The organism is Nonomuraea maheshkhaliensis (genome assembly GCF_039529435.1).
Taxonomy (GTDB): Bacteria; Actinomycetota; Actinomycetes; order Streptosporangiales; family Streptosporangiaceae; genus Nonomuraea; species Nonomuraea maheshkhaliensis.
The window spans coordinates 55,363-73,689 of sequence record NZ_BAAAMU010000020.1 but is presented as its reverse complement, the minus strand read 5'-3'; the positions used below and the strand labels follow the sequence as shown (position 1 = coordinate 73,689).

General features: G+C 69.3%; 18 protein-coding genes. 12 read left to right on the top strand and 6 right to left on the bottom strand.

Annotation, left to right across the window (positions count from 1 at the left end; genetic code table 11):
• Positions 1-202: 202 nt before the first annotated feature.
• From ABFX54_RS16275 to ABFX54_RS16265, 3 genes are all read left to right on the top strand, one after another.
• Positions 203-697 carry a hypothetical protein gene (locus tag ABFX54_RS16275; RefSeq protein ID WP_346105609.1) on the top strand — a complete coding sequence of 165 codons (495 nt, stop codon included), beginning with the start codon at positions 203-205 and terminating at the stop codon, positions 695-697.
• Positions 698-865: 168 nt separating this feature from the next.
• Positions 866-1,657 (top strand): hypothetical protein, encoded by a 792-nt coding sequence (locus tag ABFX54_RS16270; protein ID WP_346105608.1) that lies wholly within the window; start codon positions 866-868, stop codon positions 1,655-1,657.
• 122 nt (positions 1,658-1,779) lie between these two features.
• The gene (locus tag ABFX54_RS16265; RefSeq protein WP_346105606.1) at positions 1,780-5,373 is read left to right on the top strand and encodes a S8 family peptidase; all 3,594 of its coding nucleotides are present in this window, start codon (positions 1,780-1,782) and stop codon (positions 5,371-5,373) included.
• Positions 5,374-5,382: 9 nt separating this feature from the next.
• On the opposite strand, the gene ABFX54_RS16260 is transcribed toward ABFX54_RS16265, so the two are convergent.
• Positions 5,383-6,360 (bottom strand): helix-turn-helix domain-containing protein, encoded by a 978-nt coding sequence (locus ABFX54_RS16260; RefSeq protein WP_346105605.1) that lies wholly within the window; start codon positions 6,358-6,360, stop codon positions 5,383-5,385.
• Between the two features lie 134 nt (positions 6,361-6,494).
• On the opposite strand from ABFX54_RS16260, the gene ABFX54_RS16255 reads away from it, so the two are divergent.
• The 5 genes from ABFX54_RS16255 (at position 6,495) to ABFX54_RS16235 (ending at position 10,983) form a co-directional block, all read left to right on the top strand.
• Complete coding sequence (locus ABFX54_RS16255; protein WP_346105603.1) at positions 6,495-8,522, top strand: cellulose binding domain-containing protein; 2,028 nt, start codon at positions 6,495-6,497, stop codon at positions 8,520-8,522.
• A gap of 72 nt (positions 8,523-8,594) precedes the next feature.
• Complete coding sequence (locus tag ABFX54_RS16250) at positions 8,595-8,819, top strand: type II toxin-antitoxin system VapB family antitoxin (RefSeq protein WP_346105601.1); 225 nt, start codon at positions 8,595-8,597, stop codon at positions 8,817-8,819.
• A gap of 33 nt (positions 8,820-8,852) precedes the next feature.
• Positions 8,853-9,053, top strand: coding sequence for a PIN domain-containing protein (locus ABFX54_RS16245; protein ID WP_346105599.1), 201 nt, complete (start codon positions 8,853-8,855; stop codon positions 9,051-9,053).
• Positions 9,054-9,188: 135 nt separating this feature from the next.
• Entirely contained in the window at positions 9,189-10,340 is a 1,152-nt protein-coding gene (locus tag ABFX54_RS16240) for a sensor histidine kinase (protein ID WP_346105598.1), read from the top strand.
• A gap of 4 nt (positions 10,341-10,344) precedes the next feature.
• On the top strand, positions 10,345-10,983 hold the full coding sequence (locus tag ABFX54_RS16235; RefSeq protein ID WP_346105596.1) for a response regulator: 639 nt from the start codon (positions 10,345-10,347) through the stop codon (positions 10,981-10,983).
• 329 nt (positions 10,984-11,312) lie between these two features.
• Here ABFX54_RS16235 and ABFX54_RS16230 read toward each other — a convergent pair whose 3' ends face one another.
• A complete protein-coding gene (locus tag ABFX54_RS16230; protein WP_346105594.1) occupies positions 11,313-12,662 on the bottom strand; it encodes a hypothetical protein in 1,350 nt (449 codons plus the stop codon).
• A 367-nt stretch (positions 12,663-13,029) separates the two neighbouring features.
• Here ABFX54_RS16230 and ABFX54_RS16225 point away from each other — a divergent pair, with 367 nt between their 5' ends.
• Positions 13,030-13,695: a DUF6000 family protein gene (locus ABFX54_RS16225; RefSeq protein ID WP_346105593.1), complete on the top strand. Its 666-nt coding sequence runs from the start codon at positions 13,030-13,032 to the stop codon at positions 13,693-13,695.
• Positions 13,696-13,912: 217 nt separating this feature from the next.
• Here ABFX54_RS16225 and ABFX54_RS16220 read toward each other — a convergent pair whose 3' ends face one another.
• Positions 13,913-14,146, bottom strand: coding sequence for a hypothetical protein (locus ABFX54_RS16220; RefSeq protein ID WP_346105591.1), 234 nt, complete (start codon positions 14,144-14,146; stop codon positions 13,913-13,915).
• An 82-nt stretch (positions 14,147-14,228) separates the two neighbouring features.
• Here ABFX54_RS16220 and ABFX54_RS16215 point away from each other — a divergent pair, with 82 nt between their 5' ends.
• On the top strand, positions 14,229-14,885 hold the full coding sequence (locus ABFX54_RS16215; protein ID WP_346105589.1) for a DUF6368 family protein: 657 nt from the start codon (positions 14,229-14,231) through the stop codon (positions 14,883-14,885).
• Positions 14,886-15,236: 351 nt separating this feature from the next.
• Here ABFX54_RS16215 and ABFX54_RS16210 read toward each other — a convergent pair whose 3' ends face one another.
• Positions 15,237-15,512 carry a hypothetical protein gene (locus tag ABFX54_RS16210; RefSeq protein WP_346105588.1) on the bottom strand — a complete coding sequence of 92 codons (276 nt, stop codon included), beginning with the start codon at positions 15,510-15,512 and terminating at the stop codon, positions 15,237-15,239.
• 414 nt (positions 15,513-15,926) lie between these two features.
• Between ABFX54_RS16210 and ABFX54_RS16205 the strand changes: the two genes are divergently transcribed.
• On the top strand, positions 15,927-16,475 hold the full coding sequence (locus ABFX54_RS16205; RefSeq protein ID WP_346105586.1) for an SMI1/KNR4 family protein: 549 nt from the start codon (positions 15,927-15,929) through the stop codon (positions 16,473-16,475).
• A 152-nt stretch (positions 16,476-16,627) separates the two neighbouring features.
• Here the strand turns inward: ABFX54_RS16205 and ABFX54_RS16200 are convergent, their stop codons facing one another.
• Complete coding sequence (locus tag ABFX54_RS16200; protein WP_346105584.1) at positions 16,628-16,927, bottom strand: YrhB domain-containing protein; 300 nt, start codon at positions 16,925-16,927, stop codon at positions 16,628-16,630.
• Positions 16,928-17,557: 630 nt separating this feature from the next.
• On the opposite strand from ABFX54_RS16200, the gene ABFX54_RS16195 reads away from it, so the two are divergent.
• Positions 17,558-17,710 (top strand): hypothetical protein, encoded by a 153-nt coding sequence (locus tag ABFX54_RS16195; RefSeq protein ID WP_346105583.1) that lies wholly within the window; start codon positions 17,558-17,560, stop codon positions 17,708-17,710.
• A 72-nt stretch (positions 17,711-17,782) separates the two neighbouring features.
• On the opposite strand, the gene ABFX54_RS16190 is transcribed toward ABFX54_RS16195, so the two are convergent.
• Complete coding sequence (locus ABFX54_RS16190; protein ID WP_346105581.1) at positions 17,783-18,256, bottom strand: hypothetical protein; 474 nt, start codon at positions 18,254-18,256, stop codon at positions 17,783-17,785.
• Positions 18,257-18,327 lie beyond the last annotated feature (71 nt).

Here is an 18,327-nt window from a genome sequence, read left to right as displayed (position 1 = left end):
CCCTGGCTGCGTACGTTTCGAGCACACCGCGCGCGGCCGTTCCGTTCCACCAGGCCGGTGTGCGGATGTCGTGAAGATCTCGTGCAGCCGTCCGTGAAGGCGAGTTCTCACCAGATCTTCAGAATTCGCTGAGACTCCTCTGAGGATGCCTGGAGACGTTGGAAGCGGACGAAGACCCCACGCACGGACGGTGGTCCCGCACATGACCTCAACTCCCCCTGAAACGACCGAGCGGCCGACCCACCGCCGCGCTCCGGCCGGCGCCACGGTGCTGCGACTGGGGCTGCTGGCGCTGGTCATGATCGGCGTTCTGGGCGCCGCTCTTGAGCTCGCCTTCGAGCGTCACTGGCAGAGCCCCACCCAACTGATCCCCTGGGTCGCCCTGGCGCTGCTGGTGGTGGCGCTGATCCTGCTGGCCGTGCGCGACGCGGGCAGCGCGCTCACCGTGGCGCGCGTGCTGGCCGCCGTCGTGCTGGTGACCTCGGCGTACGGCGTCTTCGTGCACGTGTCGGTCAACCACGGCATGGGCGCGATGGACGCCGCCTGGGACACCTACTCGCCGCTCACCCAGTGGTGGTACGCGCTGACGAAGTCGGTGGGGGCGGCGCCGCCGCTCGCGCCCGGCATGCTGGCCCAGAGCGCGCTGCTCCTGCTGCTGGCCAGCGTGACCCCGAAGAAGCAGCGGAACCTCGCCTGACACCTCCGGTGACGCGCCGGCGTCCCTTCCCGGGGGCGCCGGCGCGGCCTTGATGAACATCCCCTAGATGATTTCGTCCGTTTTCTGAACTTCTCAGCTGTTATCCGCGTCACAATCAGGCAGGATTTTGTGACAAGTGAGGCTGGTGAAGTTGTGGCATTACGTCGCATGGTCATCGCCGCGGCCGTCATGGCGGCCACCGCGATCAGCGCCGACGGGGCCGCCGCCAAGGGGGCGGCCGGTCCGGTGATCCGGCAGGCCCCGGCGATCCCGTCCGTCCAGACCGCTCCCCCGGTCGCGACCGCCGCGCCCGTCGCGGCCCCGGTGGCCAAGGCGGAGGCGGAGCCGGTGTGCGCGCGGCTCAAGGGGGTCAGGGCGTGCGTGGGGCCCGACAGCAGCAGCCGTCCGGGGGTGACGGTCGAGGACACCCGGGACGACCACATGCATCCGGCGGTCGAGTACTACCTGAACGGCTACCTGGGCACCAAGTACGTCATCCACAACTTGGGCCGCATGGGCGAGGTACGCGGCACCAGGGAGATCGGCAAGGTCGTGACCTTCCGGGCCGCGCTCTACCGAGGTGACCGCAGGGTCAGCTACGGCCGCTGGAAGACCGTACGAAATATTGCGAAATATCCGGTCAAGCGCGACTCCCGCACCACCCCCGCGGCCGCCCGCGCCAAGTCCGAGGTGTGCACCTCGACCAAGGGCGCGGCGAGCCTGTGCTTCGCCGAGCGCCACACCTTCGTCTACGCCTGCGACACCGGCGCCGACCGCTACCAGGCCCGCGCCGAGTACTTCGTCGGCGGCGACCCCACCACCCGCTACGAGATCCACCAGCTCGCCGGCTCCGGCACGTGCGGCAAGGCCGAGCACGGCGACCTGTCCGTCAGCATGTACCGGGCCTCGCTGTTCGACGAGAACCGCCGCAAGGGCACGCGTCTCTACCAGTACAACTGAGCGAACAGCGGCTGTCGTCTTCATGACATGTCGCCATTTGACCAGGACAAAGGACTCCTCCGCGCCCGCGTGATCCCCCATTCTCATGAGCGACTGAAGCAGCACGACAGATCGGTTCGCTCATGAGATGGATCCCCCGCCTCGCCGCCGCCGGCGTGGGCCTGGCGATGCTCGCCGTCCCGGTGCCCGCGCAGGCCGCGGAGCCAGGGCCCGCGCAAGGCGGAGAGCTGCACCGGGTCACGCTGATCACGGGTGACGTGGTGACCGTACAGGAGTTCGCCGGCGGAAAGCGCGCCGCGACCGTGGAACCCGGAAAGGGAAGAGAGGCCGTCAGGTTCTTCACCAAGGAGGAGAACGGCGACCTGATGATCACGCCGGCCGACATGGTGCCCTACCTGTCGCGCGGCCTGATGGACGAGCGGCTGTTCTCCGTCGGTGAGCTGATCGAGCAGGGCTACGACGACGAGAGCAGCGACGTGCTGCCGCTCATCCTGGCCTACAAGGACCGGAGCGCCAAGGCCGTCACCCTGCGCAGCGTCGGCGCGCGCGCTCTGCGCGCGGACAAGGACGCCCTGCCCACCCTGTGGAGCGAGAGCGGCGAGCCGAAGCTGCGCGACGGGCTGGCCAAGGTGTGGCTGGACGGCAAGGTGAGCGCCTCGCTGGAGCGCAGCGTCCCGCAGGTGGGCGCGCCGCAGGCGTGGCAGGACGGCTACGACGGCAAGGGCGTCAAGGTCGCCGTCCTGGACACCGGCATCGACGAGACCCACCCCGACGTCGCGGGCAAGATCACCCAGACCAGGAACTTCACCGCCGACCCCTCGGCCAAGGACGAGCACGGCCACGGCACCCACGTCGCCGCCACCGTGGCGGGCACCGGCGCGGGCTCGAACGGCCTGCGCAAGGGCGTCGCCCCCGGCGCCGAGCTGCTGATCGGCAAGGTGCTGGACAAGCGGGGCAGCGGCTCGGAGTCGCAGGTGCTGGCCGGGATGGAGTGGGCGGCCCAGGAGAGCGGCGCCGACATCATCAGCATGAGTCTCGGCGGCGGCGCCACGGACGGCACCGACCCGCTGAGCGTCGCCGTGGACACGCTGACGGAGCAGACCGGCGCCCTGTTCGTCATCGCGGCGGGCAACGAGGGTGACGACTACACGGTCGGCTCCCCCGGCGCGGCCACCTCGGCGCTGACCGTCGGAGCGGTGGACGGCAACGACGCGCTCGCGTCCTTCTCCAGCCGCGGCCCCCGCCTGGACGAGGCGATCAAGCCGGACATCACCGCGCCCGGCGTCGGCATCACGGCCGCCAGGGCCGCGGGCACCGGCATCGGCACGCCCGTGGACGACCGCTACACCAAGCTCAACGGCACCTCCATGGCCACCCCGCACGTGTCGGGCGCGGCGGCGATCCTGGCCCAGCGCCACCCCGACTGGACGGCCGGGCAGCTCAAGGACGCGCTGGTGTCCACGGCGAAGACGATCGGCGGCCAGACGCCGTTCCAGCAGGGCGGCGGACGCCTGGACGTGGTCCGGGCCCTGCGCCAGCCGGTCACGGCCACCGCCTCGATCAGCATGGGCGTGTACGAGGACGGCGACACCGGCACCCCCGGCGGCACGATCACGTACCGCAACTCCGGCGAGTCCCCCGTGACGCTCACCCTCGCCCCCGCCCTGACCAACCTGGACGGGACCGTCCCCGGCGAGGGCGCCGTGACGCTGTCGGCGACGACGCTGACGGTCGAGCCGGGAGCCAGTGCGACCACCCAGCTCAGCGTGGACCTCACCAAGCTGAGCCACGGCCGGCACGCCGGCTACGTCGCCGCCACCACGGCCGACGGCACGGCCGTCGCGCACACCACGATCGCGCTGACGCGCCGCGGCAGGATGCACAAGGTGCACTTCACCGGCGTCGGGCGCGACGGCAGCGCCGCCCGGGTGCCGATCATCGCCCTGTACGGCGCCAGCGGCCTGGACGACGCCTACGGCTACATCCTCGACGAGGACCAGGGCTGGACGGTGGAGGTGCCGGAGGGCACGTACCACACGCAGGCCATCATGGGAGAGACGCACGACGAGCTGCCCGTCGACTCCCTCGTCGTCATCCCCGAGCTGCAGGTCGGCAAGGACCTGGAGGTCGTCCTCGACTCCAGGACCGCCGTCCCGATCGAGATCAGGACCTCGCAGCCGGTGTCGCAGGACGGCATCGCCACCTACTTCACCCACCGCGAGTACGGCAACCGCAAGATCAGCCTCGGCGCGATGAACTTCCCCTCGGTCGAGCAGCTCGCGGTCACCCCCACCAAGCCGGTGACCAACGGCACCTTCGAGTTCGCCTCCCGCTGGCAGCTGGCCGCGCCCCGCGTCACGGCCAAGCTCGGGCGCGACACCCTCGTGGTGCGGCCGACGATCAGGTCGCCGCGGATCGAGGGCACCAAGCGCTGGCCCCTGGCGGACGGCACGGGCGGCAGGCTCAAGGGCAAGGCCGCGGTCATCACCAGCGAGTCCTTCGGCGACTGGACCGGCAAGCTCGACGCGCTGGCCGAGGCCGGTGCGGCGGCGGCGGTCGTGGTCGGTCCTGACGGCCGCGCGATGTGGCAGCCCTGGCTGCCGACAGGCGACCGGGACCCGCTGCCCACGCTGATGGTCACGCACGACCGTGGCCAGGAGCTGCTGAAGCAGGCGCGCGCGGGCCGCGGCACGCTGGAGGTCAAGGGCGCGTTCGACACCCCGTACCTGTACGAGGTCATGCAGGTCTCCCAGGGCCGGGTGCCCGAGCGGATCGTGCACGAGGTGAACTGGCGCAACACCGCCCTGGTGAACTCCGGCTACCACGAGTCGGGCGGCGAGCGCTACGGCAAGGACCAGCGCTTCGGCTGGCGGCCCTGGCAGGGCTACGACCTGGGCGTGCAGATGGAGACCCAGCGCATCCTGCCGACGCCGCTCAGCAGGGCCGAGTACGTCAGCTCCGGCGACACCCAGTGGCAGCACGTCGTCCAGCACGCGCTGACCTGGGAGTCCAACGGCCGGCTGCGCGGCGGCCTGACCGACGCGCCGCGCTCGTACCGGGCGGGTGAGGTCGTCAAGGAGAACTGGTTCGGGCCGGTCGTCCGTCCGGCCGCACTGGAGTCCACCCGTACGGGCGACGTGCTCTCGCTGCACGTCCCCGAGTACGTGGACGGGGACGGCCACTACGGCTACACCTACGGCAGCGCCGACCCGGACACCAGCGCGGCCCGCGTCTTCCGTGACGGCCAGTTGGTCGAGGAGCGCGCCAACTTGCGCGGCACGTTCGAGACCGTGGCGCGGAACGCCGAATATCGCCTGGAGCTCGCCACGACCAGGACCTCGGAGGAGTGGCGCTACGCCACCGCCACCCAGACGGCGTGGACGTTCAGGTCCGCCCGTTCCGAGGGCACCAAGGCGCTCCCCCTGCTCGGCGTGGACTACGACGTCCCCGCCGACCTGGAGGGCAGGGTGCACAGGACGCTGCCCGTACCGATCGGCTTCACCGCCCGCCAGGCGCGCAAGCTGACGGCCGAGCTGTCCTACGACGACGGGAAGTCCTGGCACCGCCTGGCGCTCGTCCCGCTCGGCCAGGGCCGCCACACGGCGCTGGTCGCGCACCGCGCCACCTCGGCCGGGGTGTCCCTGCGGGTCACCGCGACGGGCGCGTCGGGTGAGAAGTTCGAGCAGACCATCACCCGGGCGTACGGGGTCAAGTAGTCAGATAGGTCACAACCAGCGCTCGCGGGCCGCATGCCAGGCAAGTTGCATCCTGGTCTGCGCGCCCGCGAGCCGCATCAGGTGGTAGACGCGGCGCTGCACCGTGCGGAGGCTGAGCCCGAGCTGGCTCGCGATCGTCTTCTCCGGCACCCCCGCCACCAGCAACGACAGCAGATAGAGCTCGTCGGCGTCCAGCGGGCAGGGCGGCGCCTCCGTGACCCGGCCGTCCTCCAAGAACCTGATCGGGGTGGCCCGCTCCCACTGGGCCTCGAACAGCGCGATCAGCGCCTGCAGCAGGCTGCTGCCCCGCACCAGGGCGGCCGTGGGCTCGGTCACCCCGCCCGCGTGCTGGACCAGGGGCAGCAACGCGGTGGCCCGGTCGGCGATCATCATCCGCACCGGCAGCACGCGTACGGCCCGGGCCTGCTCGCCCAACTGGATCCCGTAGGCGACGTTGGCCACCATCCCCGGCTGCTCCAGCAGGGCCCGCTCGTAGATGACGCGGTAGCTCACGCCCCGGCCGAGCGCCTCCAGCTCCTCGGTGTTGTCCTCGGACGGCATCACCACGTGCCCGGCCCGGCAGAAGTAGAGCACCTCCTCCTTGGCGCTGTCCTGGAGGTGCCTGACCTGCTCGCGCAGTGCCTCCCTGCTCGGCAGCACCTCGACCAGGCCGTCCGCGTCTCTCCTGCGGGCGCTGGCCCGGTATTCCTCGGCGAGCTGCTCCACGGCCTGCCTGGCCCAGTCGATCGTCTCCTGGCGGCGTACGAGCCTGGGGCCGAGCGCCACGTCCGGCGCCACCGGCGCGTACCTGCCGGGCGCCACCTCGCGGGCCAGGCCCGCGCTCCGCATGCCCGTCAGCGCCGCGTCCGCAGCCTCCCTGGTCAGGCCCAGCTCCTCGGCCAGGCCCGGGGCGTCGGCCTCGCCCGCCCGTACGAGCAGCCGGTACGCCCGCTCCTCCAGCTCACCCAGTCCGGCAACCTCCAGCATGCCGTCCATCATGACACCTGGGCTTTACCTGAAAGTTTCAGGCTTGATTGACGGTTTCGCGGTGCTCCCCGCAGGATCATGGTGCTTCGCAGGAATCCCCCCGTTCCCCATGCGTTCACGGTGAGGTGCGCCCGATGCGTAGAACGTTGGTACGAGCCGTTTCCGCCGTCGTCCTGACGCTGGCCACCCTGAGCACCCCCACCGCGCACGCCTCCGGCGGCGCGCCCGTCGAGGTGACGGTGAACGCCCGGGCCGCGCTCGCCACCGTCCCCGAGACGGGCCTGGGCGCGAACCACGCGATCTGGGACGCGAACCTGGGCACGAACGACACCGCCGACCTGCTCAAGAACGCGGGCATGAAGCTGCTGCGCTATCCCGGCGGCTCCTACTCCGACATCTACCACTGGGCCGACCACACCGCTCCCGGCGGTTACGTGGCTCCCGGCACCGACTTCGACACGTTCATGAGCGGCGTACGACGGACCGGGGCGCAGGCGATGGTGACCGCCAACTACGGCACCGGCACCGCCGCGGAGGCCGCCGCCTGGGTGCGCGAGGCCAACATCGTCAAGAAGTACGGCGTCACGTACTGGGAGATCGGCAACGAGAACTACGGCAACGGCCACTACGGCACCGCCTGGGAGGCCGACGAGCACGCCGACAAGAGCCCGGCCGAGTACGCCCGCCACGTCGTGGCCTACGCCGACGCGATGAAGGCCGTCGACCCCACCATCAAGATCGGCGCGGTGCTGACCACCCCCGCGAACTGGCCGGACGCCATCGTCGCCGAGGGCGACAACGGGAGCTGGAACGAGGTCGTCCTCGCCACCGCCGGCTCGAAGATCGACTTCGTCGTCCTGCACTGGTACCCCGGCGCCCTCGACCGGGCCGGCCACGTCCCCGACCTGATCCAGCTCACCCGCGAGCAGATCGCCAGGCACGCCGGCCCCGGCTCGGACCGGATCGGCATCGCGATGACCGAGTTCAACACCGGGAGCAGCAGCAACGGCAGCAACACCCAGCCCGGCGCCCTGGCCGCCGCCGACTCCTACGCCTCGCTGCTGGCCGCCGGCGTCTTCACCGTCGACTGGTGGAACGTGCACAACGGCATCGGCGCCGTCACCGAGGTCGAGGGCCACACCGACTACGGCGACTTCGGCCTGCTGTCGAGCGCGGCCTGCACCTCGGACGGCAGCGTCTGCGAGCCGGCGCTCAACACCCCCTTCGCGCCATACCACGCGCTGGGGATGATGAGCCGCTTCGCCCGCCCCGGTGACCGCTTCGTCCGCGCCGCGACCGACCGGCCGGAGGTCACCGCCCACGCCGTCCGCCGCCCTTCCGGCGACCTGGCGGTCCTGCTGATCAACACCTCGTCCACCACCTCGTACCCCGTGACGATCGACTACGCCGGCTTCACCCCCGCCGCCGGCGTCCCCACCGTCCTGACCCACACGAACGGCGCCACCTCGATCACCACCGCCACCACCGGCACCGCGACGAGCCAGACCCTGCCGCCGCTCTCCCTCACCACCGTCGTCCTGCGCCCGGCCGCACCCCAGACCGGCCTGCCCGGCACGCCGGGCAAACCGTCCGCCACCGCCGTCACGGACACGACCGCCACGATCACCTGGCCCGCCTTCAAGCCGGGCGTCAAGTACGAGCTCCACCGCCAGAACGGTGCCGTCACCGAACAGCTCGGCGAGACCACCGGGACCACCCTCACGGTCCGCAACCTCAGACCCGGCACCCGCTACACCGTCAACGTGATCGCCAGGGACGCCGGCGGGGCCCAGTCGGAGCCCTCGCCCCCGCTCACCTTCACCACCGGCACCCCCGCCACCAGCACCTGTTCCGTCCGCCTGACCATCCAGACGGACTGGGCCAGCGGGTACGTCGCCGCCATCGACCTCACCAACCACGGCGCCCCCGTCAGCGGCTGGACCCTGACGTTCGACTGGCCGAGACCGTGGCAGCGACTGGGCAGCGGCTGGAGCGGGGTGTGGACGCAGACGGAGTCGCAGGTCAAGGTCGTCAACGAGGCCGGGAACGGGACTCTGGCCACGGGCGGGACGACCACGATCGGCTATGTGGGCGAGTACACCGGCCCGAACGTCCTGCCCCGGGTCTTCACCCTGAACGGCGACACCTGCACCCTCCGCTGACGGGCGCCGCACCTAATAGCACCCCACTCGTATGTACTGATTGGAATTCGTATGTACGAGTGGGGTGGCGCCATGACGAAAACCCTGATTGACCTCGACGAAGAGGCCCTTGCCGAGGCCGCGCGCGTTCTCGGCACCTCGACCAGGAAGGACACGGTCAACGCGGCCCTGCGTGAGATCGTCGACCGGCGCAGTCGAGCGGAGGCTGGGGCCCGCATGCGGGCCATGGTGGCGGAGGGCGAGATCGACCTGTCCGTCATAGGCAAGGACGGCGGCGCCCGCAGTGACGTGGCGTGAGCGAGCTCTATCTCATCGACACCGGCGCCCTACGTGGTCCCCGACTCAGCCTGGCACGAGGCCAGTGAGCTGCAGCATGACCTCGCCGAAAGAGGCCGGCACCAGTGCGCTTCCCCAGTCGATCTGCTGATCGCCGTGACGGCCCGGCACCACAAGCTCACCGTCCTGCACGCTGACGGCAACTTCGACACCATCGCCCGCCTGACCGGGCAGCCCGTGCGCCGGATCGGTTAAACGCCGGCGGGCACGTCAGCCGATCGGTGGATGCCCCGATCGCCGTCCGCCGCCGACGCTCGACCTATGACGCGCATCGACCCCTGTAACCGTCCCTGGCCCCCCGGTTACGCTGGAGATCATGAGGCTCCGGTGGTGAGGCGGTGGGACCGGGTGCAGGCCGCGCTGCCGTACGCGCTCATCCTGCTGCCCGCCCTGTTCTCCCTCCTGCGCGAGTGGCGGCCCGAGGTGCTGGTGCTGGCGCTGTTCGCGGCGGCGTGGCACTGGCTGCTCGTGACCGCGCACCCCGAGTGGATCGCCCGCCCCTGGGCGCTGGCCGGCTACTTCGCCGTGCTGCTGGCCGCCGTCGCGGCGCTGGTCAGGATCGACACGGTCTTCACGGTGACCGGCGTGGGGACGTTCCTGCAGTGTTTCGCCCTGCTGCCCGGCTTATGGGCCTACGGCGGGGTCGCGGTGACGGTGGGCGTGCTGGTCGCCGCCCGTCCCGTGGCGGGCCGTACGCCGGCCGAACTGGTGACCTCCGCCGTCGTCGGGGTGCTGATCGCGTCCATGACCGGACTGATCTTCCACACGATCAGCGACCAGAACCGGCGGCTGCAGGAGAACGGAGCCAGACTCGCCGCCCTCGCCGAGGAGAACGCGAACCTCCAGGCCCGCCTGCTGACCCAGGCCCGCGAGGCGGGTGTGCTCGGCGAGCGGCAGCGGATGGCCAGGGAGATCCACGACACCATCGCCCAGAGCCTGACCGCCATCCTCACCCAGCTGGAGGCGCTCGGCGACGTGCCGCAGGCGCGGGAGCGGCTGGAGACGGTACGCGCGCTGGCCAAGGAGAGCCTGACCGAGGCCCGCCGCTCGGTGCAGGCGCTGCGCCCGGCGCCGCTGGAGGAGGCCCAGCTCGGGGCGGCGCTGTCCGGCCTCGCCGAGCGGTGGTCACGGGTGTCCGGGGTGCCCGCCTCCGTGTCCGTGACCGGCGAGCCGCGCCCCCTGCACGCGGAGGTGGAGGGCACGCTGCTGCGGGTGGCCCAGGAGGCGCTGGCCAACGTGGCCAAGCACGCCTCGGCGGGGCGGGTCGGCCTGACGTTGTCGTACATGGAGGACGTGGTGGCCCTGGACGTACGCGACGACGGGGCCGGCTTCACCCCTGGCTCGTCGGACGGCTTCGGCCTGGTCGGCATGCGCCAGCGCGTCACCCGGCTGGCGGGCACGTTCGACCTCGAAACCGCCCCCGGCCAGGGCACGGGCATCTCCGCCACCGTACCCGCCATCCCCGCCGACCCGAGGCCGTGACCCCATGCCCATCCGGCTGATCATCGTCGACGACCACCCCATCGTCCGCGACGGGCTACGCGGCATCCTCGACACCGATGACTTCGAGGTCGTCGGCGAGGCGGCCGACGGCGCGGAAGCACTCGCGGTAGCCCTCCGCGCCACCCCCGACGTGGTGCTCCTCGACCTGCGCATGCCCGGGATGAGCGGCGCCGAGGCCATCCGCCGCCTGCGCGAGCAGCAGCCCGGCGTCCACGTACTCGTCCTGACCACCTTCGACGACGACGCCGACGTTCTGCCCGCCATCGCGGAGGGCGCGACCGGCTACCTGCTCAAGGACACGCCACGGGACGAGTTGCGCCGCGCGGTGCACGCGGCGGCCCGAGGCGAGACCGTCCTGTCCCCCACGGTGGCCGGCATCCTGACCCGCAAGGCCCGCGAGGCGCGCGAGCCGGAGCCGCGCACGCTGAGCCCGCGCGAACTGGAGGTGCTGCGGCTCATCGCCCGGGGGGCGACCAACCGGGAGGTGGCGGGCAAACTGTTCATCACGGAGGCGACCGTGAAGACACACCTCCTGCACGTGTACGGCAAGCTCGCGGTCAGCGACCGGGCGGCGGCCGTCGCGGCGGCGTACGACCTGGGCCTCCTCGACCGCCAACGCTGAGCCGCCCACCGCCACCGCACCACCGCCACCGCACCACCGCCGAACGACTGCGCGCCCTGCCCGCCGGCCTCCTCCTCCAGGGCAAGCAATCCGCCGCCTGGCCCGTCGTCCGGGCCGTACTCGACCCTTCGGTACGGGGCGGCCAACTCTGGGGCCCCCGTACGTTCGGCATCCGCGGCCGGCCCACCCTCGAATCCGTCCGCGGCGACCTGGCGGACGCCGGCCTGGCGGCCCGCGTATGGGCCGCCGGCTCAGCCCTCATCGGCCTCGACCCCTTCTCCTAACCCCCGCACGTCCGGCCGTCACCCCTTGAAAGAGGCACCCGCACCTCATGAGCCGGACGACGCGATCCCGGACACCAAGATCTTGGCCAGCCGCACGACGGACGCCCGCGCGCCGGAGGGGTCGAGGGCCGGGGCCCGGTAGCCGGCTTCGTCCACGAGGCCGCCGCCGGTGTTCGTCCCCCGATAGCTGAACTCGATCGTGCGCTCCCCGACCAGCACCTGCACCTGCACCTCCCGGACGGGACCCTCCTCGGGCCGACCCGGCCGGTACGTGGCGGACACCACGGCGAACGCCTTCTCCCCGAGTCCGGGGAGGTTCTGCCGGGCCTCGTAGTCGGTACGGAGGCGGGCGTCCCCGATGCCGCCCTTGGCGTGATACCGGTCGAACTTCGCCGCGGCCCGGTCGAACTGGAACGCCGCACCGGACCCGCCCTTGCCCCAGTCGACCACCCGGACGCCCAGCGTGCCCCCGCGAACGCTGAACTGCCGGCCGGGCTCGTGCTCGACGGGCTCGCTGATCTTCCACGTGCAACTGGTCTGCCGGATCCGACCGGAGTTGCCGCCGACGGACGGGCCCTGCACGGCGGGGAAGAAGGCCGCTTCGATGTCGGAGCCGGTGAGGACGGCGCAGGGGCCGGACAGCTTCACGTCGCCGGCGTCCTTGGCCAGCTCGGCGGCGACGAGCCCGGCGACCTTGCCCGCCGCCTCCCGGACCGAGTCGCCGGTCGGGTACCTGGCGCCGGTCCGGTTGTCGCCACCGTAGGCGACCTCGATCAGCCAGGGGCCCTCCCGGACGTACACGGTGGCGAAGAGACCGCTGTGGCCGATCGAGCTCTGACTGTACGACGCGTCGCCGAGGTCGAGCTTCTTGACCGGCCCGAACGAGGAGCCGCTGGTGCGGCCGTCGACCCGTACACCGTCCCGGACGTTGACGCGCCGCTCATGCGACGTCCTGCCCCGTCCGAACTCCTCCTTGGCCTGCTCGAGCGCATTCCTGGATCCACTGCCGCCCGCCCGCGCCGAGATCTTCAACGATCGGTACCCGAGGGCGCCGCCGCCGACCTCCATCCTGCTGTTGTGCCACGAACAGGCCGCCCGCTTCTCGACCTCGGTGGCCACGCCGGTGGACGCGTCCTTCCCGCCGTACTTGCCATCAGCCACCAGCGTCTTCCGGTACGCGCCCGGAACGACCTCACAGAGCTGATCCCCGGTGAGCCCCCGCAACTCCACCGCCACGACCCCGGGCGTCGCGGAGGGCACACCCCTGCCCCGATCAGCAGAGTCGTTCACCTCCGGACGAGGCCCCCCACCACCACCCGCCCGCAGCAACAACCACCCACCGGTCACCACGCCCGCGACCATGAGCACACCAAGCCCGACCACCAGCCCGATCAACCACCCCTTTACGCCACCGGACGACGGCTGGGGACGAACGGGCCCATGGGACGGCGGATACGGCGTGGACATCGCAACCTTCCAGCAACTATGGCTGTCCGCGACCCTACAAACCGTCCGCTGCCCGCTATGTCAGGCGAACACCCGACAAACCCAGCGCATCAGGCAAATGATCACCCAAGACACCGGCACCCATCGGAGCAGAGCACGGCGACCACCGCCACAAGGACCGAGACGTACCACCGCGGCGTTTCGCCCCTTCCTGAAGGAGTCACAACTCGGCCGCGACCATCACGTCTCCCACGCCGCTGCCGAGCCGTGCAAGCGGAGTATGGGCAGGCCCGTACGACGCCGCCATGATGAACTCATGCGCCTGCCGCTCTCACCCGACCTCAGGCTAATGCTCCTGGCCCGCCGCTACGTCGCCAAGGGCAGAGGACCGGTACGCCGGTACTTGATGCTGCATGGCGGCGGGTTCATGGGGCTGCTGTCGGATCGGCAGGTGGTGCGCTTCGGCAGGTCCCTGGCGAAGGACGCGCGGCGGATCACCGATCACGATCTCAAGCTGCTGCTGGACTTCGAGTGGCGGTCAGGATTGACCGCTGCATGGTTGATCGGCATGGAGCGGCGCACCCGCTTCCGTGACCAGCTCGGCGGGATGCTCCTGGAAAGCCAGGGCTCCTACGCGGCGGACGGCTACTGCTTCGCCCTGGCCCGATTCGGCGAGGACGAGGACGCGGCGATCCTGTCCGCCTACCTGGACCGCTACTTCGCGCGGCCGGACCGCGATCACCACCAGACCGATGCGATGGGCGCGCTTCTCCACCTCGACGCCCAGCGCGGCACCGACCACGCGGCCCGCTTCCTTGTTCCTGACGGCCCTTGGGCCCGATCCCCCATGCGCGACGGGGATCCCGCCGAGCAGAAGCTGTACATGGACGAGATCTGCGCCTTCGCCGACGCCTGCATGTCCGGCCGGCCCAAGCAGTGGCTACCGCGACGACGGCGTTTCATGGATCACGTCCGGGGTTAGCCGACGTACGAGCTGCCCAGTTGGCCGAACCAACCCCGGCATGATTTCAACGCGCACTACCACGGCTTCCGGAAAGCGTACTGGCTGCGCTTTCCTTCAGATCCCGGCAGGAGGTATGGCGCGCATTCCTAATACCCGATGAACGCGCGACGAGCGCCATTCCCTAACGTTTCACCAGCCGAGAACCCCGTCTATGGCCGGCCACTTGTCGCTCCGGTCAGGTCCTTCCCCCGCTCCGTGTGTGGCAGACCTGCGTCGATGAGCTGGAGGTGCACGCTGTTACGGAGACCGCCTTGCCTTCGTCGTAACTCCGGTCCCGGAGACCCGCGCCTTCGAACCTCGCCGTTCCCACGCCGGCCACGGTCAGGTAGGCCACCACGCTGTTGGGGTCGCCGCCGTGGTGGTCTTCGAGCTCCAGCGTCTCTTTGTACGCCCGGAAATACGCCCTCACCCACTCGTTGCCCTTATGGCACTCGGCCCATACATCTCGGCCCCCGTCGTCCTGAGTCGAATCGGTGGAGCCGCTAAGGCTCGTGCAGTTCCATGCACTCGCCGACTGGGCTGCCGCCGGCGCGGCCGTCGACAGGAACGGCCCGGCCATCTCGACAGCCGACAGCGGTTCGGAACCCGGGCCCACTAGGCTTCGAACCATGAGCGGGCCAGTATTGGTGATCGAGCTGGCGGAAGCGATCTCACCTACTGCGCTCCAGCGACTTCACGAGCTTCTGCTACGGTCGTCGGCACGCTTAGAAGAGAAACGCGTCGGCGAGTACGATCTTCACGTTCGCGCGGAAAGCCTGGGCATTACGGGTGCCGGCGAAGCCGACGGAGGTCGGCCGTTCCTGGTCTCTCACATGGGGTCCGGCACCGGCGATGAGGAGATCTTCGACACGGAGCATGCCGACGAAGCCGACCTGGAAGCACTCATCGGCTTCACACCCACCCATGCGGTCGACGTCATCGCGCTCTGCAACAGTCCGATCGATCACGTTGTCACAGCACTGCTCACCGCCACCATCATGGATGTCATCGGCGGCGTTGTGAACGCCGAACTCCGAGCCGATCAAATACCGATCACCGCTGCTCTTCCGGGGCTCATCGCCACGACTGATTCATGGCACGCGGCTTACGGCTCCTCGGAGTTCCTCAGAGCTTGGGCCGCAGAGCCTGGCTTCCGGCTCGTGAAGTAACCGACGCCTGCCCTGCAGCCCACATGAACGGGCCAGATGCCGTCACGCTGCACGATGGGGAGCGAATCGACGCAGGAACCCGCGGATTAAAAGAAGTCGATTTGATCGAGGTGAGAGGCTCTGACCTGCGGGCACGGTGTCTGTGGACGTTCGCCGAGTTCCGCCGTCGTTCGCCCTCTTGGCTGTAGCGATGGCTGTACAGCCTAGGCACTGTCAGCTTGAGAAGTCTTTCAACGCCATGTGGCTTGATCTGCAGAAAGGTGACCTGCACGTACGCCGGCCGAGTGCCCGTGATTCCCCGCTGTTTGCCGACCGTAGGGGCACGCAACGGGCACGCACCACGACTCGATGTCAAAACGGCACCTTAACTCCGGCGTGACGCAATCTGGCAATCGCGACAGAAAGGCACTGCTCGGCACTGACCCCATCAGCCCGCATTCCTAGACCCAACGGGCCGCCATAAGCGGAGAACGTCCAAGCTGGCCGCCCCTCAGCCAATCTTTCCGGGTCAACCCTGATCATGGCGCTGATGCCTTGCTCAGCCAACCACTCCAAGATGAGCAGCGCGGCATCTTCGATGCCGCTTCTCGGATCAACCTTCGCCCATCGATCCTTATGCGCCTTCATGGCAGGACCCTACCGACAGGGCATGCTCCGCCCTGACGGGCTGCTTGCAAAATCGTACGCCGATCTTGCCCCACCAGCGGAAACGCATATCAGCGCACCGATCGTCTTCCCTCTGGCTCCCCGCCGTTCCCTCTCGTTTCCCCTCCCATCGGGCACGCGACGGGCACGGCGATACCCGCTGGGGCGGTCTGGGCACTGCACCGCGCCTCCCCGTGCGCTGGGGACGAGTGGACGCAGGAACCTGCGGATTAAAAGATTCAGTTCCAGCCGTTCCAGGTCGTCTAATGCAGGTCAACGCCTATGCACGGTCCCCCTGAACATCTCCGGATGTTCTTGTATTGCAACGCGAACTGCAACCCACTGCGCTCGTCGACCGTCAAAAGGAATGTCAGGACAGATGGCAGGATCATCCTCATGACAGACACAGATGATCTTCTTCGGCGGGTGCGGCTGAAGGCGAACGCGACCACAGAGCAGCTACCTCCTCCTGTCACGACGGAGGAGGTAGGTCAGGCCGAGAGCATCTTGGGTTTCCACCTTCCTCCTGTGCTCGTCCGGCTCTACCGTGAGGCGGCCAACGGCGGCTTCGGCCCCGACTACCAGCTCTTTCCGCTCTTGGGCGAAGGGCGTACCGCGGTCAACGTCTACCGCGAGGAACGCTCGACGGCTGAGTCCGATAACGACGTCACGCACTGGCCGGCGGATGTCCTGCCGGTCTTGGACTGGGGATGCGGCATGCTCGCCGCAGTGGACTGCCGTAGTCCCGAGGGCGCCGTACTGCTTTTCGAGCCGAACGGCATCGACGATGAATGGCATCACGCATGGTACGTCGACTCCGAAAGCCTGGCCGGCTGGTTAGAGACGTGGCTGTCGGGAACGGGCTGGTACGAAGAGGACGCCGACGAAGGCGGTGAGATGCGGCCATGGGAGACGGGCCGGCAACGTCTGTCAGAGGGCAGCTGACATGGTGCGTGCGATGGAAGCCGACTGCGCCGAGAAGCCTCTTCCTTGAACACCGACAGCACGCCTGAAATGTCTTCCGGCCAGTGCCGGCAGCGGTTACAGCTCGTGACCGTTCTTAAGGCGATACAGACTGCGACCTGGGGCGCCCGCCGCTACTCGCCCGATAGCTCATGATCGCGGATGTAGTGCTCGATCGGGTAGGCGGTGCCTGTCGGCAAGATCGCACCTTTGCGGCGGTCGATGAGAATGGGCGCGTTACCACCCAATGCGGCAGTGAACTCTCCGGTTCGTAGGTACCGGGCAGATTGGTAGTGGTAAACCCAGCCGATTGAGCACTCCTCCATGGCGGACACGACGAAGCTGTCGTCCGGATCAGAGTGCGCGCGTCCTTCTTCGTAGAGGCGGGCTAGCTCGGCTTCCGCAAGGCGTCGCGCTTCCGGCTCAGTAAGCACCCGTCCATCATGATGCACGGCGGCCTGTCACCACCATCCGAAGCAGGACCGCCGCGCCGGTAGCACACCGCAACCACGTCACTCGGTGAGCCGTGCTGAGGAACGAAGCACGGCTCACCGATCGCCCCCAGCAATCTACGACGAGCAACCATGCAGTGGCGATCGTAGGGCTGCATCTGTGCGGCGGCTCGGCAACCCCGGTCGGGCCCGTTCGGTTGGTACGGCGGGCCGGCGTGCGGTGCCCGGCCCGGTGTCCCGCCGCCGTCCGGGACCGGCCCCCAGGCCGCACGGGCTCCGCTGGGCAGACGTCGACCTTGAGGCCAGCAAGCTGGAAGTGGTCCAGAGCCTCCAGCGAGTCGCGGGCCGTCTCCAGTTCGTCCGCCCCAAGACCTCCGACTCCGAACGAACCGTCCCGCTACCGCCCATCTGCGTGGAGGCCCTGCGAGAGCATCGAAGGAAGCAGTTCGCTGAACGGTCGGACCGCTGGGAGGAATGGACGGAACACGGCCTCGTCTTCCCCTCACGCTGCGGAACCCCCATGGAGCCGGACAACCTACGGAGAAGCTGGGGAGCGATCCGCAAGGCGGTGGCCTCGGTGAGATGAGGTTCCACGACCTCCGCCACACTTGCGTGACGCTCCTGCTCAACCTCGGCGTACCGCCCCAGGTCGTCCGCGACATCGTCGGCCACAGCGACATCGAAGTGACCATGACGATCTACGCTCACGCGTCACTCGACGACAAGCGCAAGGCCCTGCGTAAACTCGGAGATGCGTTGGGCTGATCCGAACTCGACCTCTCGGAGGCCACCGCCCATCGGGTTGGTGGCCTCCATCATGCTCCCGCGCCGGACCCTTTATTGATGTGGAGAGATTGTCGAAGGAGCTGCTTCACTTTCGACATGGCCCAAGCTCTTGACCTCGTCGTCCGATGCGCCGCCAACGGCCGACTCGGACCTTTGCACTGCGGTATGCCCTTGCAGGAGGTAGAAACCCTGATTGGGCCATTCCACGACCGCATGCACGACTCCAAGCCTCGCCGATGGCGGCCCCGTCTCCACTTCTGGGACGACCTTGAGATCCTGATCTGCCATGGGCTTGTGATTGATATCGGAGTTTCGCTGTGGAGTGACACGGTTGCCCTTCCCAGCGCCCTGTCCGGCTGGCAGCGTGCCGCACCCGCTCGGCTCCTCCTGCCAGACGTCCTCGACGCCCTGGACACGGCTGGGTGTGATTGGGAAGAAGCCCCAAGTATCGTCGTAGGCGCCGAGGCCCGCGGTATCCGAACCCGCCGGCATGATGTTCGCCTTGTCTTCGATCCCGAGCCCCATTCAAGAGATACGCGTCTGCACAAGATCTACAAGCCGGACGACCAAGCAGACCAGAACGATCACTCGCCACG